The sequence below is a fragment of the Zemynaea arenosa genome, from assembly GCF_004614185.1.
Classification (GTDB): Bacteria; Pseudomonadota; Gammaproteobacteria; order Burkholderiales; family Burkholderiaceae_D; genus Telluria; species Telluria arenosa.
Genome location: NZ_SPVF01000162.1, coordinates 1 through 22,255, shown reverse-complemented (window position 1 = coordinate 22,255; position 22,255 = coordinate 1). Strand labels below are relative to the sequence as shown.

At 65.6% G+C, this 22,255-nt stretch carries 21 protein-coding genes; 15 read left to right on the top strand and 6 right to left on the bottom strand.

The window, feature by feature from the left end:
- Positions 1-73: 73 nt before the first annotated feature.
- Positions 74-2,059 (bottom strand): monovalent cation:proton antiporter family protein, encoded by a 1,986-nt coding sequence (locus E4L96_RS13295; protein ID WP_135207712.1) that lies wholly within the window; start codon positions 2,057-2,059, stop codon positions 74-76.
- A gap of 76 nt (positions 2,060-2,135) precedes the next feature.
- Here E4L96_RS13295 and E4L96_RS13290 point away from each other — a divergent pair, with 76 nt between their 5' ends.
- From E4L96_RS13290 to E4L96_RS13255, 8 genes are all read left to right on the top strand, one after another.
- The gene (locus E4L96_RS13290) at positions 2,136-3,158 is read left to right on the top strand and encodes a KpsF/GutQ family sugar-phosphate isomerase (RefSeq protein WP_135207711.1); all 1,023 of its coding nucleotides are present in this window, start codon (positions 2,136-2,138) and stop codon (positions 3,156-3,158) included.
- Positions 3,158-3,691, top strand: coding sequence for a KdsC family phosphatase (locus tag E4L96_RS13285; RefSeq protein WP_135207710.1), 534 nt, complete (start codon positions 3,158-3,160; stop codon positions 3,689-3,691). The genes E4L96_RS13290 and E4L96_RS13285 overlap by 1 nt, the downstream gene beginning before the upstream one ends.
- A 21-nt stretch (positions 3,692-3,712) precedes the next feature.
- A complete protein-coding gene (gene lptC / locus E4L96_RS13280) occupies positions 3,713-4,318 on the top strand; it encodes an LPS export ABC transporter periplasmic protein LptC (protein WP_135207709.1) in 606 nt (201 codons plus the stop codon).
- 9 nt (positions 4,319-4,327) lie between these two features.
- Positions 4,328-4,927, top strand: a complete 600-nt coding sequence (gene lptA / locus E4L96_RS13275) for a lipopolysaccharide transport periplasmic protein LptA (RefSeq protein WP_135207708.1) — start codon at positions 4,328-4,330, stop codon at positions 4,925-4,927.
- Positions 4,927-5,712, top strand: a complete 786-nt coding sequence (gene lptB, locus E4L96_RS13270; RefSeq protein WP_135207707.1) for an LPS export ABC transporter ATP-binding protein — start codon at positions 4,927-4,929, stop codon at positions 5,710-5,712. Before lptA ends, lptB begins: the two co-directional genes overlap by 1 nt.
- A gap of 32 nt (positions 5,713-5,744) precedes the next feature.
- Positions 5,745-7,229 carry an RNA polymerase factor sigma-54 gene (locus tag E4L96_RS13265; RefSeq protein ID WP_135207706.1) on the top strand — a complete coding sequence of 495 codons (1,485 nt, stop codon included), beginning with the start codon at positions 5,745-5,747 and terminating at the stop codon, positions 7,227-7,229.
- 73 nt (positions 7,230-7,302) lie between these two features.
- Complete coding sequence (hpf, locus tag E4L96_RS13260; RefSeq protein WP_135207705.1) at positions 7,303-7,653, top strand: ribosome hibernation-promoting factor, HPF/YfiA family; 351 nt, start codon at positions 7,303-7,305, stop codon at positions 7,651-7,653.
- A 135-nt stretch (positions 7,654-7,788) separates the two neighbouring features.
- A complete protein-coding gene (locus E4L96_RS13255) occupies positions 7,789-8,859 on the top strand; it encodes an enoyl-CoA hydratase/isomerase family protein (protein WP_135207704.1) in 1,071 nt (356 codons plus the stop codon).
- A gap of 15 nt (positions 8,860-8,874) precedes the next feature.
- On the opposite strand, the gene rapZ is transcribed toward E4L96_RS13255, so the two are convergent.
- The 3 genes from rapZ to E4L96_RS13240 all read right to left on the bottom strand — a co-directional run bounded on the left by rapZ (position 8,875) and on the right by E4L96_RS13240 (position 11,270).
- Positions 8,875-9,744: an RNase adapter RapZ gene (rapZ, locus tag E4L96_RS13250; RefSeq protein ID WP_135207703.1), complete on the bottom strand. Its 870-nt coding sequence runs from the start codon at positions 9,742-9,744 to the stop codon at positions 8,875-8,877.
- Between the two features lie 86 nt (positions 9,745-9,830).
- Positions 9,831-10,766 carry an HPr(Ser) kinase/phosphatase gene (gene hprK, locus E4L96_RS13245; protein WP_135207702.1) on the bottom strand — a complete coding sequence of 312 codons (936 nt, stop codon included), beginning with the start codon at positions 10,764-10,766 and terminating at the stop codon, positions 9,831-9,833.
- A 21-nt stretch (positions 10,767-10,787) separates the two neighbouring features.
- The gene (locus E4L96_RS13240) at positions 10,788-11,270 is read right to left on the bottom strand and encodes a PTS sugar transporter subunit IIA (protein ID WP_135207701.1); all 483 of its coding nucleotides are present in this window, start codon (positions 11,268-11,270) and stop codon (positions 10,788-10,790) included.
- A gap of 275 nt (positions 11,271-11,545) precedes the next feature.
- On the opposite strand from E4L96_RS13240, the gene E4L96_RS13235 reads away from it, so the two are divergent.
- Positions 11,546-11,989 carry a hypothetical protein gene (locus E4L96_RS13235; protein WP_135207700.1) on the top strand — a complete coding sequence of 148 codons (444 nt, stop codon included), beginning with the start codon at positions 11,546-11,548 and terminating at the stop codon, positions 11,987-11,989.
- Positions 11,990-11,992: 3 nt separating this feature from the next.
- Here E4L96_RS13235 and queF read toward each other — a convergent pair whose 3' ends face one another.
- A complete protein-coding gene (queF, locus tag E4L96_RS13230) occupies positions 11,993-12,829 on the bottom strand; it encodes an NADPH-dependent 7-cyano-7-deazaguanine reductase QueF (protein WP_135207699.1) in 837 nt (278 codons plus the stop codon).
- Positions 12,829-14,496 carry a threonine ammonia-lyase, biosynthetic gene (ilvA, locus tag E4L96_RS13225; protein WP_267874331.1) on the bottom strand — a complete coding sequence of 556 codons (1,668 nt, stop codon included), beginning with the start codon at positions 14,494-14,496 and terminating at the stop codon, positions 12,829-12,831. The genes queF and ilvA overlap by 1 nt, the downstream gene beginning before the upstream one ends.
- 41 nt (positions 14,497-14,537) lie before the next feature.
- Between ilvA and E4L96_RS13220 the strand changes: the two genes are divergently transcribed.
- The 6 genes from E4L96_RS13220 (at position 14,538) to ubiE (ending at position 21,891) form a co-directional block, all read left to right on the top strand.
- Complete coding sequence (locus E4L96_RS13220; RefSeq protein WP_135207697.1) at positions 14,538-15,029, top strand: YqaA family protein; 492 nt, start codon at positions 14,538-14,540, stop codon at positions 15,027-15,029.
- A gap of 156 nt (positions 15,030-15,185) precedes the next feature.
- The gene (locus E4L96_RS13215) at positions 15,186-19,196 is read left to right on the top strand and encodes a DUF3683 domain-containing protein (RefSeq protein WP_135207696.1); all 4,011 of its coding nucleotides are present in this window, start codon (positions 15,186-15,188) and stop codon (positions 19,194-19,196) included.
- Positions 19,193-19,639, top strand: coding sequence for an HIT family protein (locus E4L96_RS13210; protein ID WP_135207695.1), 447 nt, complete (start codon positions 19,193-19,195; stop codon positions 19,637-19,639). Before E4L96_RS13215 ends, E4L96_RS13210 begins: the two co-directional genes overlap by 4 nt.
- The gene (locus tag E4L96_RS13205) at positions 19,636-20,049 is read left to right on the top strand and encodes a gamma-butyrobetaine hydroxylase family protein (protein ID WP_135207694.1); all 414 of its coding nucleotides are present in this window, start codon (positions 19,636-19,638) and stop codon (positions 20,047-20,049) included. The genes E4L96_RS13210 and E4L96_RS13205 overlap by 4 nt, the downstream gene beginning before the upstream one ends.
- 113 nt (positions 20,050-20,162) lie before the next feature.
- Positions 20,163-21,068 (top strand): hypothetical protein, encoded by a 906-nt coding sequence (locus tag E4L96_RS13200; RefSeq protein ID WP_135207693.1) that lies wholly within the window; start codon positions 20,163-20,165, stop codon positions 21,066-21,068.
- An 88-nt stretch (positions 21,069-21,156) separates the two neighbouring features.
- A complete protein-coding gene (ubiE, locus tag E4L96_RS13195; RefSeq protein ID WP_135207692.1) occupies positions 21,157-21,891 on the top strand; it encodes a bifunctional demethylmenaquinone methyltransferase/2-methoxy-6-polyprenyl-1,4-benzoquinol methylase UbiE in 735 nt (244 codons plus the stop codon).
- The last annotated feature ends 364 nt before the right edge of the window (positions 21,892-22,255 follow it).

The following is a 22,255-nucleotide window of genomic DNA, read 5'->3' as shown; positions in this document are numbered from 1 at the left end:
ACTTCGATGCCGTAAATCTAGGGTGGGGGCGTCCATCCCATTGGTTGAGGGGGATCAAAGGGAGGCGGTTTTGTTAGCGCAGCAGGCGGGATTCGGCGCGGGAAACGGCTTCGGCGGTGCCGCGCAAGACGACCACGTCGCCGGCCGCCAGCACCGTCGCGGGGAGAACGTCGACGCGGCCTTTGCCGCGCCGGATCATGGTGACTTCGGCGCCCACTTCGTGCAGCTGCAGCTCGTCCAGGCGGCGGCCGGCGCCGCCGGCATCCTCGGCCAGCGTCACCGAATGCAGGCGCACGTATTCGTGCTCGGGATCGTCCGCGGCGTCGTTCGCGCCGTGGAAGTAGCCGCGCAGGGAGCCATAGCGTTCGTCGCGCGCGCTCTGCACGCGGTGCACCACGCGCCGCAGCGGCACCCCCAGCATCACCAGCGCGTGGGAGGCGAGCATCAGGCTCCCCTCCAGCGTCTCCGGCACCACCTCGGCGGCGCCAGCGTTCTTCAGCGTTTCAAGATCCGTGTCGTCGTGGCTGCGCACGATCACCGGCAGCGCGGGCGCCAGCTCGTGCGCGAGGTGCAGCACCTTCAAGGCGGATTGCGTGTTCGCGTAGGTGATCACCAAGGCGGCCGCGCGATAGATGCCCGCGGCGACCAGGCTCTCGCGCCGCGATGCATCGCCGTACGACACCTGCGCCCCGGCGCGCTGCGCTTCCATCACGCGCTCGGGGTCGAGGTCCAGCGCCTGGTAGGGGATCTTCTCCTCGCCCAGCAGCGTCGCCAGGCTTTGCCCGCTGCGGCCGAAGCCGGCCACGATCACGTGCTGCTGCGAGGCCATGGTGCGGGTGGCGATCTGGGTGAGCTGCAAGGACTGCAGCATCCATTCATTGGACGAGAACTTCATCACGATCTGGTCCGACTTGGCGATGATCAGCGGTGCGGCCAGCATCGACAGCACCATGGACGCCAGCACCAGCTGGATCACGAAGGGGTCGATCAGCCGCGCGCCCGAGGTCTCGTTCAGCAGCACGAACCCGAACTCGCCCGCCTGCGCCAGCGCGAGCCCGGTGCGCATTGCGATGCCGTCGGTGGCGCCGAACGCCTTGGCCAGTCCTGCGATCAGTGCGAACTTGAGCAGCACCGGGCCGACCAGCAGGATCAGCACCAGCCACCAGTTCTGCACCACCAGCCCGACGTTGAGCAGCATGCCGATGGTGATGAAAAAGAGCCCCAGCAGCACGTCGCGGAACGGCTTGATGTCTTCTTCCACCTGGTGCTTGTAGGGCGTCTCGGAGATCAGCATCCCGGCCACGAAGGCGCCCAGCGCGAGCGAGAGGCCGGCCCGCTCGGTGATCCACGCGGCGCCCAGCGTCACCAGCAGGAGGTTCAGCATGAACAGTTCCTGCGAACGGCGCTTGACCACCACCGTGAACCAGCGCTTCATCCACTTCTGCCCCGCGACCAGCAGCACCGCCAGCACGACCACCGCCTTGAAGCCCGCCCACGCCAGCGTGGGGCCAAGCGAGGCGGGGTTCTGCGCCAGCGATGGAATCAGGATCAGCAGCGGCACCACCGCCAGGTCCTGGAACAGCAGGATGCCGAGGATGCGCCGCCCGTGCTGGGTCTCCAGCTCCAGCCGCTCGGTCAGCATCTTGGAGACGATGGCGGTGGAGGACATCGCCAGCGCCCCGCCCAGCGCAAACGAGGACTGCCAGTTGAGCTTCAGCCAGCTGTGCGCCTGCGCCCCCACGATCCACCCCAGCAGCATGGCCATGGCGATGGTCGCCACCACCTGCGCCAGCCCGAGCCCGAACACGATGCGCCGCATGGACATCAGCTGCGGCAGCGAGAATTCCAGGCCGATGGAGAACATCAGGAACACCACGCCGAATTCGCCCAGCGCATGGGTGATGGCGTTGTTTTCCGCAAGACCGAGGGCGTGCGGCCCGATGATGATGCCGACCGCCAGGTAGCCCAGCATCGGCGGCAGGTGCAGCATGCGGAACGCCACCACACCCAGCACCGCGCAGCCCAGCAGCAGGAGGGTGAGTTCGAGTCCCGATAACATCAGTCCAGTGGCTCCGCAGGTGGTTTTGTTGTGACTGGCAAGTTTTTTGCTTCGCCAGTTCGTTTATACTGCTGCCATGAGTGTACCCGATCAAAAATCGATGCTGAAACCTTTTGATTCCGACATCGCCCAGCGCGCCCTGCAGCTGGCGCGCGAGACCCTGGCAATCGAAGGCGACGCGATCCGCGCCCTGCATGCGCGCCTGGCGAACGACGATTCCGTCGGCCGCGCCGTGAACCTCCTGCTGGCCAACAAGGGCCGGGTGGTGGTCTCGGGCATTGGCAAGTCCGGCCACATCGGCCGCAAGATTGCTGCCACGCTGGCCTCGACCGGCACCCCTGCGATGTTCGTGCACCCGGCCGAAGCCGCGCACGGAGACCTCGGCATGGTGACCGCGGAAGACGCCTTCATCGCCATTTCCTACTCGGGCGAATCGACCGAGCTGCTGGCCATCGTGCCGATCCTCAAGCGCATGGGCGCTGCGTTGATCTCCATGACGGGCAACCCGAACTCGCGCCTGGCGCAACTGGCCGACGTGCACCTGGACGTCTCGGTGGCCAAGGAGGCCTGCCCGCTGAACCTCGCGCCGACCGCCTCCACCACCGTCACGCTGGCGCTGGGGGACGCGCTGGCCGTCGCGCTGCTGGACCTGCGCGGCTTCAAGGAAGAGGACTTCGCGCGCTCGCATCCCGGCGGGGCGCTGGGCCGCCGCCTGCTGACCCACGTGCGCGACGTGATGCGCAGCGGCGCCGCCATCCCGACCGTCAAGGCCGATGCGCGCCTGCCGGACGCGCTGATGGAAATCACCCAGAAGGGCATGGGCATGACCGCCATCGTCGATGACGCCAACCGCCCGATCGGCGTGTTCACCGACGGTGACCTGCGCCGTTTGATCGAGAAGGTGCAGGACTTCGGCGCGGTGGTGATCCGCGACGTGATGCACGCGAACCCGCGCCGCATCAACGCCGACCGCCTGGCCGTGGACGCGGTGGCGATCATGGAAGAATTCCGCATCAACCAGATGCTGGTGGTGGACGCCGACGACAAGCTGGTAGGCGCGCTGCACATCCACGACCTCACCCGCGCGAAGGTGATCTGATGGTGCGCCCGCTCGAACACGCGCTGCGCGCGGCCAGGGTCAAGGTCCTGATCTTCGACGTCGACGGTGTCCTGACCGACGGCAGTCTGACCTACGACGCCAACGGCGAGATCACCAAGACCTTCTTCGTCCTCGATGGCCTGGGCATCCAGATGATCAACAAGACCGGCGTGCAGACCGCGATCATCAGCGCGCGCAACTCGCCCATCGTGGTCAAGCGCGCGGCGGATCTCGGCATCACGCACGTATTCCAGGGGCAGCACGACAAGCGCCTGGCCTTCCAGGAGCTGCTGGAGAAGACCGGCGTCACGGCCGAGGAATGCGGCTACATCGGCGACGACGTGATCGACCTGCCGCTGCTGCTGCAGGTGGGCTTCGCGGTCGCGGTGCCGACCGGCCACCCGGAAGTGCAGCACCGCGTGCACTACGTGACCAAGGCCGGTGGCGGCCGGGGCGCGGTGCGCGAGGTGTGCGACCTCGTGATGCGTGCACAGGGCACCTACGAGCAGGCGCTTGCGAAGTATTTCGCCTGAGCGGACCGGGTCTGCACCGATATGGCGACTTACCACAACAAACGCACCGCCCACCGCTGGCGCCTCGGCGCCGGGATCACCATCGGGCTGGCGTTCGCGCTGGGCAGCTTCTATTGGCTGCAGGTGATGAACGTGGGCGACATGAACATGCACGCCGACGGCCAGCGCGGCGAGCCGGATTACATCGTCGAGAAGTTCAGCTTCGTGCGCATGAACGGGCAGGGCAAGCCGCGCTACGTCATCTCCGGCGACAGGCTTACGCACCACCCGGAGGACGACACCTCGGAAGTGGACCGGCCCTACGTGCAGAACCTGGCGGACGACCAGAAGCCGCCGATGACCATGCGCGCCAAGGATGCGCACCTGGACAACACCGCGGGCCAGGTGCTGCTGCGCGGGGATGTGCACATCGAGCGGGCCCAGTCCGCGGCCGGGCCGAGCATGTCGCTCGACACCCAGAAGCTGCTGGTGAACACGGACGAAGAACAGATGCAGACCGACCTGCCGATCCACATGACTTCCGGCGGCATGGTGGTCGATGGCGTGGGCCTGGTGGCCAACAACACGACCGGCAAGGCGACCATCGTGCGCGACGTGCGCGTGACCTATCCGCCCAAGAACAAATAAGGAGCACACATGACCCGGACCCCGATTCGCGCCACCTGCGCACTGATGCTGGCGCTGGCCGCCGCCGCGGCCCACGCCGAGCGCGCCGATGCGCTCAAGCCGATCCACATCGTCGGCAACAACAAGGGCAACCTGGACCTGGTCGAGGGCACCAGCTCCCTGACCGGCAACGTGGTGCTCACGCGCGGCACGCTGACCATCAAGGCCGAACAGGTGACGGTGCGCCAGGACGACCAGGGCTACACTTATGCGACCTTCATCGCGGCACCGGGCGGCAAGGCGACCTTCCGCCAGAAGCGCGATGGCGGCACGGACTTGTGGTCCGAAGGCGAAGCCCAGCGCATCGAGTACGACGAGAAGGCGGACCTCGTGAAGTTCATCGCCAATGCCCGCGTGGCCTCGCTGGAAGGCAGCAAGGTGACCAGTCAGGCGGCCGGCCCCTTCCTGTCCTACGACAGCCGCAAGGAAGTGGTGCAGGCCCTGAATACCCCGGAAGGCAAGAGCCAGGTGGGCGGCAGCCGCGTGGAGATCGTGATCGACCGCACCCGCCGTCCGGCGCCGGTGCCGGCGCAGACCCCCGCCCCCAGCGCAGACCAGGGCAAGAAGTAATGGAAGGATCTCAAGTCACAAGCGTCCCCGGCGCAACCGGCGGCTGCAGCAGCCGCCTGCTGGTGCGCGGCCTGCAGAAAACCTACGGCAAGCGCATGGTGGTCCACGACGTCTCGCTGGAGGTGGACTGCGGCGAAGTGGTGGGCCTGCTGGGCCCCAATGGCGCGGGCAAGACCACCTCGTTCTACATGATCGTCGGCCTGGTGCCATCGGACGCAGGCGCCATCGAGATCGATGGCACCGACGTGTCGTCCCTGCCGATTCACCGCCGCGCGACGCTCGGCCTGTCCTACCTGCCGCAGGAAGCCTCGGTGTTCCGCAAGCTGACGGTGGAAGAGAACATCCGCGCCGTGCTGGAACTGCAGCGCGTGAACGGCAAGCCGCTTTCGAAGACGGAGATCGACACCCGCCTCGACACCCTGCTGGCCGAGCTGCAGATCGAAAAGCTGCGCGAGAATCCGGCGCTGTCCTTGTCCGGCGGTGAGCGCCGCCGCGTGGAGATCGCGCGCGCGCTGGCCACGCAGCCGCGCTTCGTGCTGCTGGACGAGCCCTTCGCCGGGGTGGACCCGATCGCGGTAATCGAGATTCAACGGATCGTGCGCTTCCTCAAGGAGCGCGGCATCGGGGTGCTCATCACGGACCACAACGTGCGCGAAACTCTGGGTATCTGCGACCGCGCCTATATCATCAACCAGGGCTCGGTGCTGGCCTCCGGGCGGCCGGACGACATCATCGCCAACGAATCGGTGCGCCGCGTGTACCTCGGTGAACACTTCCGCATGTAAGCGGTCCAAAGGATTTTCGTGGTCCCAACCCGATGAAACAAAGCCTCCAGCTCCGCACCTCGCAGCATCTGGCGCTCACGCCGCAGCTGCAGCAGTCGATCCGGCTGCTGCAGTTGTCCACGCTCGAGCTGCACCAGGAGATCGAGCAGATTCTGACCGAGAATCCGTTGCTGGAGCGGCTGGACGACCCGCTGGATAATTCCGTGCGCCTGCTGGCCGATGGCGCCATCAACACCGCCAACGGCAGCGCGGAAGCCCCGCCACCGGGGCCGGACAACGGCAGCAAGGAGCAGGAAGCCGCGCCCTCTGAGAGCGAGGGCTATGACGACGCGCCCTCCGGCGACGGCGCCGACAACAGCGAGGACTGGGGCGACGCCCCGCGCACCAGCAGCGGCAGCGGCGAGGACGACGACTCGCGGCCGCAGCTGGAAGCGTCCGCGACCACCCTGCGCGAGCACCTGCTGGAGCAGATGCGCGTGACGGCGCGCGAACCGCGCGACCGCGCGCTGGTCGAACTGATCGTCGATGCGCTGGACGACAACGGCTATCTTGAAGAACCCCTGGAGGAGATCCACGCGCGCCTGCCGCTGGAGCTGGATGTCGAGATCGAGGAGCTGCGCGCCGCGCTGGCACTGGTGCAGAGTTTCGACCCCGCGGGCGTGGGCGCGCGCAATGCGTCCGAGTGCCTGGCCTTGCAGATCAGGCGCATGCCGGGCGTCCCGATGGTCACGCGCCGCATGGCCCTGTGCATCGTCGAGAAGCACCTCGCCTGGTTCGCCCAGCGCGACTTCAACAAGCTGAAAAAGGCGCTGGACTGCGACGACGAAGACCTGCGCGAGGCGCAGACCGTGATCCGCCAGTGCCACCCGCATCCCGGTGCGCTGTTCGCGGCCGACGTCTCGGACTACGTGGTGCCGGACGTGATCGTGCGGCGCGCGAAGAACGGGTGGGCGGTGCTGCTCAACCCGGACGTGATGCCGCGCCTGCGCGTGAACCAGGTCTACGCGAGCCTCCTCAAGCAGGGCAAGAGCGAAGCGCAGATGAACGCGCAGCTGCAGGAAGCCAAGTGGCTGATCAAGAATATGCGCCAGCGCTTCGACACCATCCTGCGCGTAGCACAGGCCATTGTGGAGCGCCAGCGGAACTTTTTCTCGCATGGAGCGGTCGCAATGCGCCCCCTTGTTTTGCGCGAAATTGCTGATACACTAGGTTTACACGAGAGCACAATCTCGCGTGTGACGACTCAAAAATACATGCTCACGCCGCACGGCATGTTTGAGTTGAAGTACTTCTTCGGGAGTCACGTGGCGACGGAAGCGGGCGGCGAAGCCTCTTCCACGGCCATCCGGGCTCTCATCGTGCAACTGACAGGAGCAGAAGACCCTAAGAATCCATTATCCGACAGTAAGATCGCGGAAATGCTGGGGGAACAAGGGATGGTCATCGCACGACGCACGGTTGCCAAATACCGTGAAGCGCTCAAAATCCCTCCCGTCAGCCTCCGCAAAGCCTTGTAGTTTCTGGTTTTCGCCGTACACGTTCCTCTGCGTTCCCAAGCGCACGAACGGGCATTTTGAGAGGGAGTTGCGTATGAATCTCACCATCAGTGGTCATCACCTCGAAGTCACCCCCGCCATCCGCGAATACGTGCAAAACAAACTAGAGCGCATCAAACGCCATTTCGATCACGTCATCGACATCTCGGTCATTCTTTCCGTGGACAACCTGTCCGAAAAAGAGAAACGCCAGAAAGCTGAAATCAACCTGCGCCTGTCCGGCAAGACCGTGTACGTGGAAAGCCTGTCGCAAGACCTGTACGCTTCCATCGACATGCTGATCGATAAGCTGGACCGCCAGGTCATGAAGTACAAGACCCGCATCCAGGACCATAGCCGGCAAGCCCTCAAGCACTTGAGCGGCGTGGAGTCGGCCACCGCCTGAGATTCCGTCCCCGTTCTTCATCCCGCAAAGCCGCCCGCGCGGCGGCACCGAAGGCACCTGATGGTGCCTTTTTTGTTGGGGCGAGGCGGTAGAATGGCGGGCGTTATCGCTTCGTCATTCCATCATTCACACACCATGACCGCTTACGTTCACACCCGCGTTGCCAACGGCATCGGCTTCATCACCCTGGACCGCCCCAAGGCCCTCAATTCCCTGTCCCTCGACATGGTGCGCGCGCTCACCGAGACGCTGCTGCGCTGGCGGGACGACGCGGCCGTGCAGGCCGTGGTCCTGGGCAGCAGCAGCGAGAAGGCGCTGTGCGCGGGCGGCGACATCCGCTTCTTCTACGAGGCCGGGCGTGCGACCCCGGTTGGTGGCTCGGCGCTGCTGGAGGACTTCTTCACCGAGGAGTACGCGCTGAATCACCTGATTCATTTTTATCCGAAGCCCTACGTGGCGCTGATGGATGGGGTGGTGATGGGTGGCGGCATGGGCATCGTGCAGGCGGGCGAACAGGCGCGCGTGCGCGTGGTGACCGAACGCTCCAAGGTCGCCATGCCGGAGGTGAACATCGGTCTGTTCCCGGACGTGGGCGGGAGCCACTTCCTGTCGCGCGCACCGGGCGCACTGGGCTTCTATCTGGGCCTGACCGGGAACACCGTGGGCGCGGCCGATGCGCTGTATCTCGATCTGGCCGATGTCTTCGTGCCTGCGGCGCGCATGGCGGAACTGGTGCAGGCGCTGGAAGCGGAGGGCGGGGGGCAGGTGCGTGCGACCATCCAGCGCTTTGGCGCGGATGCCGGGCCGGCCCCCTTGGCGGCGCACCGCGCCAGCATCGACCGGCACTTTGCCGCGGGCTCGGTGCCTGCCGTGATGGCATCGCTGGCGGGCGACGCCTCCGAGTTTGCGCAAAAATCCCTGGCCGCGATGAAGCTGCGCTCACCGTTGATGATGTGCGTGACCCACGAGCTGCTGGTGCGGGGCGCCCAGCTGGGCGTGGCGGGCTGCCTGCGCATGGAGCGCAATCTGGTGCGCCGCAATTTCGAGCATGGGGAAGTGCTGGAGGGCGTGCGCGCGCTGGTCATCGACAAGGACAACCAGCCGGCCTGGAATCCGGCGACGCTGGACGAGGTGACCGGGGAGATGGTGGCGCGCTTCTTCGAGCCGTGCTGGCCGGAGTGGGCGCATCCGCTGCGTCACCTGTAAGCGCGTGCGGGGCGGTCAGCCCTGCGCTTGCTCGCGGTGGCGGATGATCACGCGTTCGGATTTGTTGAAGTACGCCGCGAGCCGCTCGGCCATGTACACCGAGCGGTGCTGGCCGCCGGTGCAGCCCAGGGCCACCGTCAGGTAGCTGCGGTTGTCGGTCTTGAAGCGCGGGAGCCACTTCTCGATGAAGGCGCGGATATCTTCCAGCATGTCCGCCGCCATTGGCTGGGCGTCGAGAAAGTCGATCACCGGCTGGTCCATGCCTGTCAAAGGGCGCAGGGCCAGGTCGTAGTACGGGTTCGGGATCGCGCGCACGTCGAACACGAAGTCCGCATCCAGCGGTACGCCAAGCTTGAAGGCGAACGATTCGAAGAACAGCGTGAGCGGCGCGCGTTCGATCTCCACCAGTTCCTTGATCCACGCGCGCAGCTTGTTGGCCGAGAGTTCGGAGGTGTCGATCACGAGGCCGAGCTTTTCGATGGCGCCGAGGCGCTCGCGCTCTTCCATGATGCACTCGATCAGCGTGCGGCGGCCGGCCGGGTTTTCGTTCGGACGCAGCTCGTGCGACAGCGGATGGCTGCGGCGCGTCTCCGAGAACCGGGCCACCAGCGAATGCGTGGTCGCGGTGAGGAACATGACTTTCACATCGTGGCCATCGGCGCGCAGCTTGGTGACGCTGGCGGGGAGGGCGGTCAGCGATTCCGCACTGCGCGCGTCCACCGAAATGGCGGCGCGTTCCACCCCTTCCTCGACCAGGGTGCCGATCAGGCTGGGGAGGAGGGCGGGCGGCAGGTTGTCGACGCAGTAGTAGCCTGCGTCTTCAAGTACGTTGAGGGCGACGGATTTGCCGGATCCGGAAATGCCGGTGATAAGTACGATGCGCATAGCCTGCGATCATACCGCAGAGTGAGGATGCGTGAGAATTCATGGCTGCGCCGCAAGCCCTCATCGGCGCGAGACACCGGGGGCGCTCAGTCGCCGCTCATGGCCTGGCGCTGGCGTTCCATGAATTCCTGCAGCGTGTCGATGCCGCGCAGCTGGAGGATGGTGTTGCGCACGGCGGCTTCGAGCAGCACCGCGATGTTGCGGCCGGCGGCCACGGGGATCACCACTTTGCGGATCGGCAGGCCGAGCACATCCTCGGTCGGAAACATGAACGGCAGGCGTTCCACTTCCTCTTCCAGCGCCGAACGGCGCACCAGGTGCACGATGAGCTTGAGCCGCATCTTGCGGCGCACGGCGGTCTCGCCGAAGATCGCCTTGATGTCGAGCAGGCCCAGGCCGCGCACTTCCAGCAGGTTCTGCAGCAGTGGCGGGCAGCGCCCTTCGATCATGTTCGGCGCGATGCGCGAGAACTCCACCGCATCGTCGGCCACCAGCCCGTGCGAACGCGAAATCAGTTCCAGGCCCAGCTCGCTCTTGCCGAGGCCGGAATCGCCCGTGATCAGCACGCCCACGCCGAGCACATCCATGAATACGCCGTGCATGATGATGCGCTGGGCCAGCTTCTTGGAGAGGTAGACGCGCAGGAAGTCGATCACCTGCGCCGCTGGCAGCGGGGTCGAGAACAGCGGGATGTTCTGCTCGTCGCAAATCGCCAGGATGTCCGGCGGCGTGTCCAGCCCCTGCGCGATGATCAGCGCCGGCGGCCCGCCCGCGATCAGCTCGCCGATGACGTGGCTGCGCGAGCCGGACTTGAGCCGGTGGTAGTAATTCAGTTCCTGATGGCCGAACACCTGGATGCGGCCGGGGTGAATCAGGTTCAAGTGGCCGACCTGGTCGGCGGCCGAGACCGCGTCGCCGGAAATCAGCCGCTCGCCGCCGGGGAAGCCGGCGAACCAGCCCAGTTGCAGACTTTCTCGATTGTCGTCGTACAGGCGCTGGATGGTGAGCGGGGTCTGGAGCATCGGGCTGGGCAGTTGGCGGACTTAGCTGAGGGCGTGCAGGCTGGGCTGCCAGCTTGTGATGCGCTGGTGCACGGTCTTGGCATCCGTGTCGGTGGCCAGGGCGTGGCGGATCGATTCGTCCGAAAACATCTCGGCGATCTCGGACAGGATTTCGAGGTGCTGCTGGGTCACGTGGTCCGGAATCAGCAGGAAGAACAGCAGGCTCACCGGCTGGCCGTCCGGCGACTCGAACGGAATTGGCTCAGCCAGGCGCACGAAGGCGGCGATCGGCGACTTCAGCGCCTTGGAGCCCTTGATGCGCCCGTGCGGCACGGCCACCCCGTGGCCCAGGCCGGTGGACCCGAGGCGCTCGCGCGCGAACAGGTTATCGGACACATCGGACCGGGCGATGCCGCAGTTGTTCTCGAAAATCAGACCTGCCTGCTCGAAAGCGCGCTTCTTGCTGGACACTTCCAGGTCCAGCAGCACGTTCTCGGGCGCCAGGATTTTGCTCAGGTTAGTCATATCGCAGTTTTGATGTTGCAACGCACAAAAGCGCTTGCGAGACGGAATTATAGGCTTGTTTTGCGGCCGTGTAATTCGATTTTGCATCCGCATTTCGCGGCCTGTTTGCTTCGACAACGCCTGGGCTGGCGATGTTCCGCAAACGGTTTTCTCATAGGGAGCGCGTGCAGGGTTCAGTGTGCGCGCCGCAGGCTCGGGGAACGGTACGCGCACGCACGTACTGACGAGCAACGCCGGCTTAGGCATACTGTTGCTTTTTGGTCACGGGAGATGGCATGCATGAGGCAATGAAGGCCTTGCCCACCGGTAGCGCGAATGGCGCGCTGATGCTGGGTGCCGCGCTGAGTGCGCTGGCGGCGTTGCTGCACGTGGCCATCATTTTCGGCGGACCCTCGTGGTACCGCTTCTTTCACGCTGGCCCGCGCCTGACGGCGGCTGCTGCGGCTGGCCGCCTGTGGCCGCACGCCGTCACATTCGGCATCGCCTCCGTGCTGGTGCTGTGGTCCGCCTATGCCTTGTCCGGTGCCGGCGTGATCGTCCCGCTCCCGCTGACGCGCGCCGCCCTGTACGCCATCACGACGATTTACCTGCTGCGCGGCCTGCTGCCCGTCCCCGCGATGCTCCTCGCCGGACGCCGGGTGACCGGCTTCTGGCTCTGGAGTTCCCTCGTCTGCCTGATCTACGGCGCGGCGCACCTGGTGGGCGTGCTGCGGATGTGAGGCTTACTGCCGCGCGGCGCGCAAATTGGGCGGGCGCTGGCCCGAGAAGTTGGTGCGCCAGGGGTTGATGTCGAGGCCACCGCGCCGTGTGTAGCGCGCGTAGACGGACAGCTTGGTCGGCCGGCACTGGCGCAGCACGTCCATGAAGATGCGCTCCACGCACTGCTCGTGGAACTCGTTGTGCTCGCGGAAGCCGATCAAATATTTGAGCAGCCCTTCCTCGTTGATCTGCGGCCCCACGTACTGGATCTGCACCGTGCCCCAATCCGGCTGGCCGGTGACCAGGCAGTTGGACTTGAGCAGATGTGAGACCAGCGTCTCCTCCACCGGCGCCTCGTCGAAGTCCGCAGTCAGCAATTCCGGCGCGGGCGCGTAGGCGTCGATCTCCACATCGAGCCGGTCCAGCAGCTGGCCTTCCAGCTCGCCGAAGCGCAGCTTGCCGAAGTCCTCCGGCTGCGTGAGCGCGATGTGGACGTTGGCGCCGAACGCGCCGGACAAGTCGTCCCGCAGGAGCGCCAGCAGCGCCTCCGCATTCGCCAACCGCGTCTGGTTGAACGAATTCAGATACAGCTTGAACGACTTCGACTCGACGATGTTGGGCGAATCCGCCGGCGCCGTCACCGTCAGGATCGCGACCTGCGGCTTGCCCCGCATGTTGAGCCACGAGACTTCATACGCATTCCAGATATCGACCCCGAAGAAGGGCAGGGTCGCTCCGGCGGTCAGCCCCAGTTCATCGCGCTTCTGCTGGCGCGGAATCGGAAACAGCAGCTCGGGCGCGTACTGCGTCTGGTAGGCGGAGGTTTTCCCAAGCGGGGACTGGTCGGCGGAATTGGTCATTACAAAAACAGCTTATAAACAGGGTTGTTGGTCTCGTCCCAGTGGCGGTAACCGAGCGTGGTGAGGAAGTGGCGGAACTCGTCCATCTCGCCGGACGGCACTTGCAGGCCGACGAGGATGCGGCCCACGTCCCCGCCCTGGTTCCGATAGTGGAAGAGGGAGATGTTCCAGTTGGGCGCCATCGAATTCAGGAACTTCATCAGCGCGCCCGGCCGCTCCGGGAACTCGAAACGGTACAGCAGCTCGTCGTGCGCCAGCGCGCTTTTGCCGCCCACCAGGTGGCGGATGTGCAGCTTGGCCAGTTCGTCGTGCGTGAGGTCCAGCGTGCGGAAGTCGTGCGCCTCGAAGGTCCGCGCCAGCAGCCCTGATTCGCCGCGGCTCGCGGTCTGGATGCCGACGAACACGTGCGCCTGCGTCGAATCGCTGATCCGGTAGTTGAACTCCGTGACATTGCGCGGTCCGACCAGGGAGCAGAAGCGCCTGAACGAGCCGCGCTGCTCGGGAATGGTCACCGCGAACACCGCTTCGCGCTGCTCGCCCAGTTCGGCGCGCTCGGCCACGAAGCGCAGCCGGTCGAAGTTCATGTTGGCCCCCGACGCGATCGCGATCAAGGCCTGGTCCTTGACCGGCAGCCGGTCCGACTGCGAGCGTTCCACGTAGGCCTTGGCCCCCGCCACCGCCAGCGCGCCCGAAGGCTCGAGAATGCTGCGGGTATCGGTGAACACGTCCTTGATGGCCGCGCAGATCGCATCGTTGTCCACGATGATCACATCATCCACATACTCGCGCGTGATGCGGAAGGTCTCCTCGCCTACCAGCCGCACCGCGGTGCCGTCCGCGAACAGGCCCACGTCCGGCAGCGTCACGCGCTCGCCCGCCTTCAGGCTGCGCGCCATCGCGTCCGCGTCCATGGTCTCCACGCCGATGATGCGGATGTCCGGCCGGATCGCCTTCACATACGCGGCAATGCCCGCAATCAGCCCGCCCCCGCCGATCGGCACGAAGATCGCATGGATCGGCCGCGAATGCTGGCGCAGGATCTCCATGCCGATGGTGCCCTGGCCTGCGATCACGTCCGGATCGTCAAACGGGTGGATGAAGGTGAGCTTCTGCTCCTTCTCGATGGTCAGCGCGTGCTGGTAGGCGTCCGTGTACGACTCGCCGTGCAGCACCACCTCCACGCTGGCGCCGCCGCGTGCCTTCACCGCGTCCACCTTCACCAGCGGCGTGGTGGTCGGCATCACGATCACCGCGCGGCATCCCAGCTTGCAGGCCGACAGCGCCACGCCCTGCGCGTGATTGCCCGCGGACGCGCAGATCACGCCGCGCTTCAACTGCGGCTCCGACAAATTGGCCATCTTGTTGTACGCCCCGCGCAGCTTGAAGCTGAACACCGACTGCATGTCCTCGCGCTTGAAGTAAATGCGGTTCTCCATCCGTTCGGAGAGGGTGGGCGCGAATTCGAGCGGGGTTTCCTCGGCCACGTCATAGACGCGCGCGGTCAGGATCTTCTTCAGATAGTCGATAGTCATAGTCTGCTTTGCAAGGCGATTGAAGGCACCGGCGCTGGACTGTGCTGATCGGCGGATGACCGAGGCGGGCAGTATCGGTGGCGCCTCGCGGGGTGGGGCGAGGCGAACCGGGCGGAGCGAAAGGGTTCGGCTCATTATAATGGACGCATTACTTTGGTGCGGTCGCCGCCCTCTCGATGATCGAATCCGTCGTCCTCTGGCTCCTCAAGGTGCTGGCCGCCCCGCAGGTCGGTCTGACCTCGGTGTTCGTCATCAGCTTCGTCTCCGCCACCCTGCTGCCCATGGGCTCCGAGCCCGCGGTGTTCGCGGTGGTCAAGGCCAACGCTTCCCTGTTCTGGCCCACCATCCTGATCGCTACTCTCGGCAACACCCTGGGCGGCGCGGTCGACTACTGGATGGGCTACACCGCCAAGGTCGCTGTGGGCAAGGAAAAGGACACGCGCTGGTTCAAGTGGCTCAAGCGCTACGGCCCCAAGACCATGCTGCTGTCCTGGGTCCCCGGCATCGGCGACCCGCTGTGCACCATGGCCGGCTGGCTGCATATGCCCTACTGGCCCAGCGTCGGCTACATGGCCATCGGCAAGCTGCTGCGCTATACGCTGATGACCTGGATGCTGCTGAACGTTCCGGACGGATTCTGGCGCCGGATCGCGGATATGATCAGCTGATCGCGGTCTCGGCCAAATATTTGGATGAACGATTTGCCAATTTCTTGAAATCGTTCGGCCAATACCACTTTGCCTTGATGAAAAAACGGCAGCGTCCCCGGCGTGGTGCAGCGCAATAAGATAGAATGTTTTTCCCTTTGGTTTGCCGAGCCGTCCATGAACGCCCCCGCCCAACTCCAGGTCCTGCTGTCGGAGACCCCTGACGGTGCCGACCGCACCCGCCTGCGCGAAATCCCCTACAACTACACCTCGTTCTCCGACCGTGAGATCGTGATCCGGCTGCTGGGCGAATCGTCGTGGAAGCTGCTGGAGGAACTGCGCGGCGTGCGCCAGACCGGCCGCTCGGCGCGCATGCTGTACGAGGTGCTGGGGGACATCTGGGTCGTGCGCCGCAATCCCTACCTGCAGGACGACTTGCTGGACAACCCCAAGCGCCGCCAGAACCTGATCGACGCCCTGCATCACCGCCTGCGCGAGGTCGAGAAGCGCCGCGTCACCGTGGACGCCGATACGGGCGGCGAGGAAGGCGCGCGGCGCAGCGCCAACGTGGAGCTGCTGCTCAAGGCCGCGACGCGCGCAGTCGAGGACTTCGGCGAAGAATTCCGCCAGATGTACGACCTGCGCAAGCGCGCCCTCAAGGTGCTGGGCCGCTACACGGACAAGCACAACATCCGCTTCGACGGCGTGAAGCGCGTCTCGCACGTGACCGACGCCACCGACTGGCGCGTTGAATACCCCTTTGTGGTGCTCACGCCGGACACGGAAGAGGAGATGGCGGGCCTGGTGAAGGGCTGCATCGAACTGGGGCTGACCATCATCCCGCGCGGCGGCGGCACCGGCTACACCGGCGGCGCCATTCCGCTCACGCCCCTGTCGGCGGTGATCAACACCGAAAAGCTGATCGAACTGGGCACCGTCGAAATGCAGGTCCTGCCGGGCCTGGAGCGCGAATACGCCACCATCTGGACCGGCGCCGGCGTGGTCACGCAGCGCGTGTCGCAGGCGGCGGAAGCGGCGGGCTTCGTGTTCGCCGTCGACCCGACCTCGGCCCACGCCTCCTGCATCGGCGGGAACATCGCCATGAACGCGGGCGGCAAAAAGGCCGTCCTGTGGGGCACGGCGCTGGACAACCTGGCCTCCTGGCGCATGGTGGACCCGAACGGCGACTGGCTGGACGTCACCCGCATCGACCACAACCTCTCCAAGATCCACGATACGCCGCTGGCGCGCTTCAAGCTCGAATGGACCCATCCGACCGCGAAGGGCGAGGCCAAGGGCGCACCGTTCAAGACCGAGATCCTGGAGATCGAAGGCCGCAAGTTCCGCAAGGCGGGCCTGGGCAAGGACGTGACGGACAAGTTCCTCGCCGGCCTGCCCGGCATCCAGAAAGAGGGCTGCGATGGCCTGATCACGTCGGCCCGCTGGATCCTGCACAAGATGCCGAAGTTCACCCGCACCGTGGCGCTGGAATTCTTCGGCCAAGCGCGCGACGCGATTCCGTCGATCGTCGAGATCAAGGACTACCTGGACGCGCTGCCGTCCAAGGGCGAGCAGTTCGCCACGCTGCGCCTGGCGGGCCTGGAGCACCTCGATGAGCGCTACCTGCGCGCCGTCGGGTATGCCACCAAGTCCAAGCGCGGCGTGCTGCCCAAGATGGCGCTGTTCGGCGACATCGTCGGCGACAACGAGGACGCGGTCGCGCAGGCCGCATCGGAAGTGGTGCGCATCGCGAACACCCGCGTGGGCGAGGGCTTCATCGCCGTCAGCCCCGAGGCGCGCAAGAAGTTCTGGCTGGACCGCGCCCGCACCGCGGCCATCGCCAAGCACACCAACGCCTTCAAGATCAACGAGGACGTGGTGATCCCGCTGAACCGCATGGGCGAGTACACCGATGGCATCGAGCGCATCAACATCGAGCTCTCCATCAAGAACAAGCTGCAGCTCGCGGACCAGCTGGTCGACTACTTCGCCACCGGCACGCTGCCGGTCACCAAGAGCGACGACGCCACCGGCGACCAGATCGACCCCAACGTGATCCTGGAAGACCGCGTGCAGCAGGCGCAGGCCCTGCTCGACGCGGTGCGCACGCGCTGGACCTGGCTGCTCGATCACCTGGACGACCGCGTCGCCGACGTCGCGCAGGACCTGGCTCGCATCGGCATCGCCATGGACGCCGGCTTCGCCTCGCACATCGCACGCCTGCCGGACGCCCGCGTGTTCGACGTGGTGCAGGACCATACCGTGCGCATCTCGTGGAAGAACGAGCTGCGCACACCGCTGCGCCACATCTTCAACGGCGCGGCCTTCGTGCGCATCATCGAGGACTGCATCGCCATCCATCAGCGCGTGCTGCACGGCCGCGTGTTCGTGGCCCTGCACATGCACGCCGGCGACGGCAACGTCCACACCAATCTGCCGGTCAACTCGGACAACTACGAGATGCTGCAGGACGCCCACCACGCCGTGGCGCGCATCATGAAGCTGGCCCGTTCGCTGGATGGCGTGATCTCGGGCGAGCATGGCATCGGCATCACCAAGCTGGAATTCCTGACCGACGACGAGATCGGGGACTTCCGCGCCTACAAGCAGCGCATCGACCCCGAGGGCCGCTTCAACAAGGGCAAGCTCCTCAACCTGCCGACGCTCGGCGCGGACCTGCGCAACGCCTATACGCCGTCCTTCGGCCTGATGGGCCACGAGTCGCTGATCATGCAGCAGAGCGATATCGGCGAGATCGCCAACAGCATCAAGGACTGCCTGCGCTGCGGGAAGTGCAAGCCGGTGTGCTCCACCCACGTGCCGCGCGCCAACCTGCTGTACTCCCCGCGCGACAAGATCCTCGCCACCTCCGCGCTGATCGAAGCCTTCCTGTACGAAGAGCAGACCCGCCGGGGCGTCTCGATCCGCCATTGGGAGGAGTTCGAGGACGTGGCCGACCATTGCACCGTGTGCCACAAATGCGAGACCCCATGCCCGGTCAACATCGACTTCGGCGACGTGTCGATGAACATGCGGAACCTGCTGCGCAAGATGGACAAGAAGTCCTTCAACCCCGGCACCGCGGCGTCGATGTTCTTCCTGAATGCGACCGATCCGACCACCATCAACGCCACCCGCCAGGCCATGATCGGCTGGGGCTACAAGGCCCAGCGCCTGGGTAACGAGGTGCTGAAGAAGTTCGCGAAAAAGCAGACCAAGGCACCGCCGCCGACCACTGGCAAGCCGCCAGTGCGCGAGCAGGTCATCCACTTCATCAACAAGAAGATGCCGGGGAACCTGCCCAAGAAGACCGCGCGCGCGCTGCTGGACATCGAGGACGACAAGGTCATCCCGATCATCCGCAATCCCAAGGTCACGACGGCCGATACCGAAGCGGTGTTCTACTTCCCCGGCTGCGGGTCCGAGCGCCTGTTCTCGCAGGTGGGCCTGGCCACGCAGGCCATGCTCTGGGAAGTGGGCGTGCAGACCGTGCTGCCGCCGGGCTACCTGTGCTGCGGCTATCCGCAGCGCGGCGCCGGCCAGTACGAAAAGGCGGACAAGATGATGACGGATAACCGCGTCCTGTTCCACCGCATGGCCAACACGCTCAACTACCTGGACATCAAGACGGTGCTGGTCTCCTGCGGCACCTGTTACGACCAGCTGGCGACCTACGAATTCGAGAAGATCTTCCCGGGCTGCCGCATCATGGATATCCACGAGTATCTGCTGGAGAAGGGTGTCAAGCTGGAAGGCGTGGGCGGGGTGCGCTACATGTACCACGATCCCTGCCACACGCCGATGAAGATGCAGGACCCGCTGAAGACCGTGAACTCGCTGATCACCACAGTCGATGACACGAAGATCGGCAAGAACGACCGCTGCTGCGGCGAGTCCGGCACGCTGGCCATCTCGCGGCCGGACATCTCGACCCAGGTCCGCTTCCGCAAGGAGGAGGAAATGGAGAAGGGCGCCGACAAACTGCGCGCGGACGGCTTCGATGGGCAGGTCAAGGTGCTGACCAGCTGCCCGTCCTGCCTCCAGGGCCTGTCGCGCTACAACGAGGATTCGGGCACCACGGCCGACTACATCGTGGTGGAAATCGCCAAGCATCTGCTGGGCGAGAACTGGCTGCCGGACTATGTGGCACGCGCCAACAACGGCGGCATCGAAAGGGTGCTGGTATGACGATCGATACGGCGCATCTGAACACCTGCGACCTGTGCGCGCTGCAGGGGGCGCCGGTGTGGCGCGGCGCGAAGTTCTCCGTGATCGCGGTGGAGGAGCCGAACTATCCGGGGTTCTGCCGCGTGGTGTGGCATACCCACGTCAAGGAGATGACCGACCTCGCGCTGGCAGACCGCACCCTATTCATGAACGCGGTATGGGAAGTGGAGGCTGCCGTCCGTGCAGTGTTCGAGCCGCAGAAGGTCAACTTGGCCAGCCTGGGGAACATGACGCCGCACTTGCACTGGCATGTGATTCCGCGCTTCCCGGATGACGCGCATTGGCCCAATCCCGTGTGGGCGGCCGTGTCGCGCGCCACCGATGCGAGCACGCTGGCGGCGCGCCGCGCTGCGGTGCCGCGCTTGCATGCGGCCATTGCCGCGCGCCTGGAGGCCCTGGCATGACGCCCACCGCACTGACCCTGCGCACCAAGTCGCGCGTGCTCGATATCGAATTCGATGACGGCAGCGCCTTCTCGCTGCCGTTCGAGTACCTGCGCGTGTACTCGCCCTCGGCCGAAGTGAAAGGCCATGGCCCCGGCCAGGAGATTCTGCAGGTCGGCAAGCGCGACGTCGGCATCACCGCTCTTGACCCGGTCGGCAACTACGGCGTGCGCCCCACCTTCGACGACGGCCACACGACGGGCATCTACACCTGGGACTACCTGTACCAGCTGGGCTCCCACCAATCCGCCTGGTGGTCCGACTACATGGCGCGCCTGCACGCCGCCGGCTACGACGGCGACACCGGCCGCGACCCGGCATCCGCCCCCGTCGCCGCGCCGAAGGCCCACGGCTGCGGCCACCACCACTGACCGTCGGTTGTTGCGACCGGGGCACACCACGCATGGTGTGCTTACAATTTGCGGATAGTTTCCTCGCGGCACGCTTGCTAAGGTTGAGGTTTTTCCTAAGCGAAACCTCGACCATGTCCCACTCCTACCGCCTCCTCGCGGCCGCGGCGCTGTGCGCGCTGGCCGCCTGCGCCCAGGCCGATCCGCTGCGCGCGGGCCGCCTGACGCTCGACATCAAGATCGACGGCACCGGCACCACGCAGTCCGGCAAAGCCAGCGCCACCGTCAAGACCGCCGAGACCATCCACATGGCCTTCACCCTGCTGGCGGGCTCCCCCGAGCCCACCAACCGCCTGGACCTGGTCGCCAACCCGCCCACCGCGCCGCAGCCGATCGCCAATGTGCAGGCGAAGAACCTGAACCGCGACCAGCAGAAGGCCGTGATGGAAAAAGGCCAGAAGGCGCTCCAGGCCTGCGGCCAGGATGTCGCTTGCATGCAGCGCGTGGCCATGCAGATGACCCAGGACACTTCGACCTGGCAGCCCGCCATGCCGGCCGCGCCGCAGGGCGAGGACCGCTACCTGACCTTCGCCGCCGCCATGCCCTCCGACTGCAAGCCCGCCTTCAGCGCCACCGTCCGCGACATCACCGAAGGCACCCACAACGACGTGCAGGGCCTGGTCCCGTTCTCCCAGAAGGCGCTGGCCGACTACAAGGGCAACAACAACGACCTGCCCATCCTATGCGCCGGCATGCTGGTGCTGGACCTGAAGACCAACCGCATTTGGTACGCCGGCAACGTCCCCGCACCGCGCGGGCGCGCCACCTTTATCGAAGGCACGCACACCGTCAGCGACACGCCCAACGCCGAACTGGCCCTGAACCGCGACGCCATGAAGTGGGCGCTGCAGCAGCTCAACGGCAACACCCGCTCCGGCAAGGCGCGCACCACGCTCAAGGCGCCGCTCTCGCTGGCCGGCGGCCACAAGGGCGAGAACACCGTCAACGTGGAAGCCAGCTGGTATTTCGACGGCAAATGAACCGCTTCAAGCGGGCGCCGCGCCGCCCGCGCGGCTTTCGGCCGGTAGCACGTTTATAATGCGGCCAGTCCCATTCTGGCCGCACACCATGACCCAAACCACCCATTTCGGCTACAAGACCGTCGCCGAAGAAGAGAAAGTCAAACAAGTCGCCAAGGTGTTCCACTCCGTCGCCGCCAAGTACGACGTGATGAACGACCTGATGTCCGGCGGCCTGCACCGCATCTGGAAGACCTTCACCATCGCCAACGCCGCCGTGCGGCCGGGCATGAAGGTCCTCGACATCGCGGCCGGCACGGGCGACCTGACCAAGACTTTCGCCAAACAGGCGGGGCCGACCGGCGAGGTGTGGCACACGGACATCAACGAGTCGATGCTGCGCGTCGGCCGCGACCGTCTATTGAACAAGGGGATTGTCACCCCCACCTTGCTCTGTGATGCAGAGAAATTGCCGTTCCCGGACAATTACTTCGACCGCGTCAGCGTGGCCTTTGGCTTGCGCAACATGACGCACAAGGATGCCGCGCTGGCGGAAATGCGCCGGGTGCTCAAGCCGGGCGGCAAGCTGCTGGTGCTGGAGTTCTCGAAAGTGGCGGCACCGCTGCAGAAGCCGTATGACGTGTACTCGTTCTCGGTGCTGCCGTGGCTGGGGCAGCAGATCGCCGGCGACGCGGAAAGCTACCGCTACCTCGCTGAGTCGATCCGCATGCACCCGGACCAGGAAACGCTGAAGACCATGATGGAAGGCGCGGGCCTGGAGCGCGTGCAGTACTACAACCTGACCGCTGGCGTGGCTGCGCTGCACACCGGCATCAAGTTTTGATTTTTGTGTAGCTCACGGGGCTACACGGGATTGGCGTGGCTGCGCGGCACGCCGGCATCAAGTTCCGATTTTTGTGTAGCTCACGGGGCTGCACGGAATTGGCGTGGCTGCGCGGCACGCCGGCCTCAAGTTCTGACGGCGGGTGACGGCTTGGCCGTCTGGCTGTAGTGGGCGGCTCCGGCCGCATCGAAAGGTGACACTGATGAAAAAATTTCTTGCTGGCCTGATGATCGCCGTCGCGGCGATGGGCGCCGTGATCGACGCCGCCGACGCTCGTCCGCTCGGCGGCGGCCGCTCCTTCGGCCGCCAGTCCCAGAACGTGGCCCGCCGCGCACCGCCCGCGCAACCGGCCCAGCCGATGCGC

Coding starts and splice junctions, on each gene's coding strand:
- E4L96_RS13240 (WP_135207701.1), bottom strand. CDS start 11,270: ATGACTAACCTGAGCAAAATCCTGGCGCCCGAGAACGTGCTGCTGGAC.
- lptC (WP_135207709.1), top strand. CDS start 3,713: ATGGCGACTTACCACAACAAACGCACCGCCCACCGCTGGCGCCTCGGC.
- hpf (WP_135207705.1), top strand. CDS start 7,303: ATGAATCTCACCATCAGTGGTCATCACCTCGAAGTCACCCCCGCCATC.
- E4L96_RS13295 (WP_135207712.1), bottom strand. CDS start 2,059: ATGTTATCGGGACTCGAACTCACCCTCCTGCTGCTGGGCTGCGCGGTG.
- rapZ (WP_135207703.1), bottom strand. CDS start 9,744: ATGCGCATCGTACTTATCACCGGCATTTCCGGATCCGGCAAATCCGTC.
- E4L96_RS13220 (WP_135207697.1), top strand. CDS start 14,538: ATGATCGAATCCGTCGTCCTCTGGCTCCTCAAGGTGCTGGCCGCCCCG.
- E4L96_RS13205 (WP_135207694.1), top strand. CDS start 19,636: ATGACGCCCACCGCACTGACCCTGCGCACCAAGTCGCGCGTGCTCGAT.
- E4L96_RS13285 (WP_135207710.1), top strand. CDS start 3,158: ATGGTGCGCCCGCTCGAACACGCGCTGCGCGCGGCCAGGGTCAAGGTC.
- ubiE (WP_135207692.1), top strand. CDS start 21,157: ATGACCCAAACCACCCATTTCGGCTACAAGACCGTCGCCGAAGAAGAG.
- E4L96_RS13265 (WP_135207706.1), top strand. CDS start 5,745: ATGAAACAAAGCCTCCAGCTCCGCACCTCGCAGCATCTGGCGCTCACG.
- E4L96_RS13210 (WP_135207695.1), top strand. CDS start 19,193: ATGACGATCGATACGGCGCATCTGAACACCTGCGACCTGTGCGCGCTG.
- E4L96_RS13290 (WP_135207711.1), top strand. CDS start 2,136: ATGAGTGTACCCGATCAAAAATCGATGCTGAAACCTTTTGATTCCGAC.
- E4L96_RS13235 (WP_135207700.1), top strand. CDS start 11,546: ATGCATGAGGCAATGAAGGCCTTGCCCACCGGTAGCGCGAATGGCGCG.
- E4L96_RS13255 (WP_135207704.1), top strand. CDS start 7,789: ATGACCGCTTACGTTCACACCCGCGTTGCCAACGGCATCGGCTTCATC.
- E4L96_RS13200 (WP_135207693.1), top strand. CDS start 20,163: ATGTCCCACTCCTACCGCCTCCTCGCGGCCGCGGCGCTGTGCGCGCTG.
- queF (WP_135207699.1), bottom strand. CDS start 12,829: ATGACCAATTCCGCCGACCAGTCCCCGCTTGGGAAAACCTCCGCCTAC.
- hprK (WP_135207702.1), bottom strand. CDS start 10,766: ATGCTCCAGACCCCGCTCACCATCCAGCGCCTGTACGACGACAATCGA.
- lptB (WP_135207707.1), top strand. CDS start 4,927: ATGGAAGGATCTCAAGTCACAAGCGTCCCCGGCGCAACCGGCGGCTGC.
- E4L96_RS13215 (WP_135207696.1), top strand. CDS start 15,186: ATGAACGCCCCCGCCCAACTCCAGGTCCTGCTGTCGGAGACCCCTGAC.
- ilvA (WP_267874331.1), bottom strand. CDS start 14,496: ATGAGCCGAACCCTTTCGCTCCGCCCGGTTCGCCTCGCCCCACCCCGC.
- lptA (WP_135207708.1), top strand. CDS start 4,328: ATGACCCGGACCCCGATTCGCGCCACCTGCGCACTGATGCTGGCGCTG.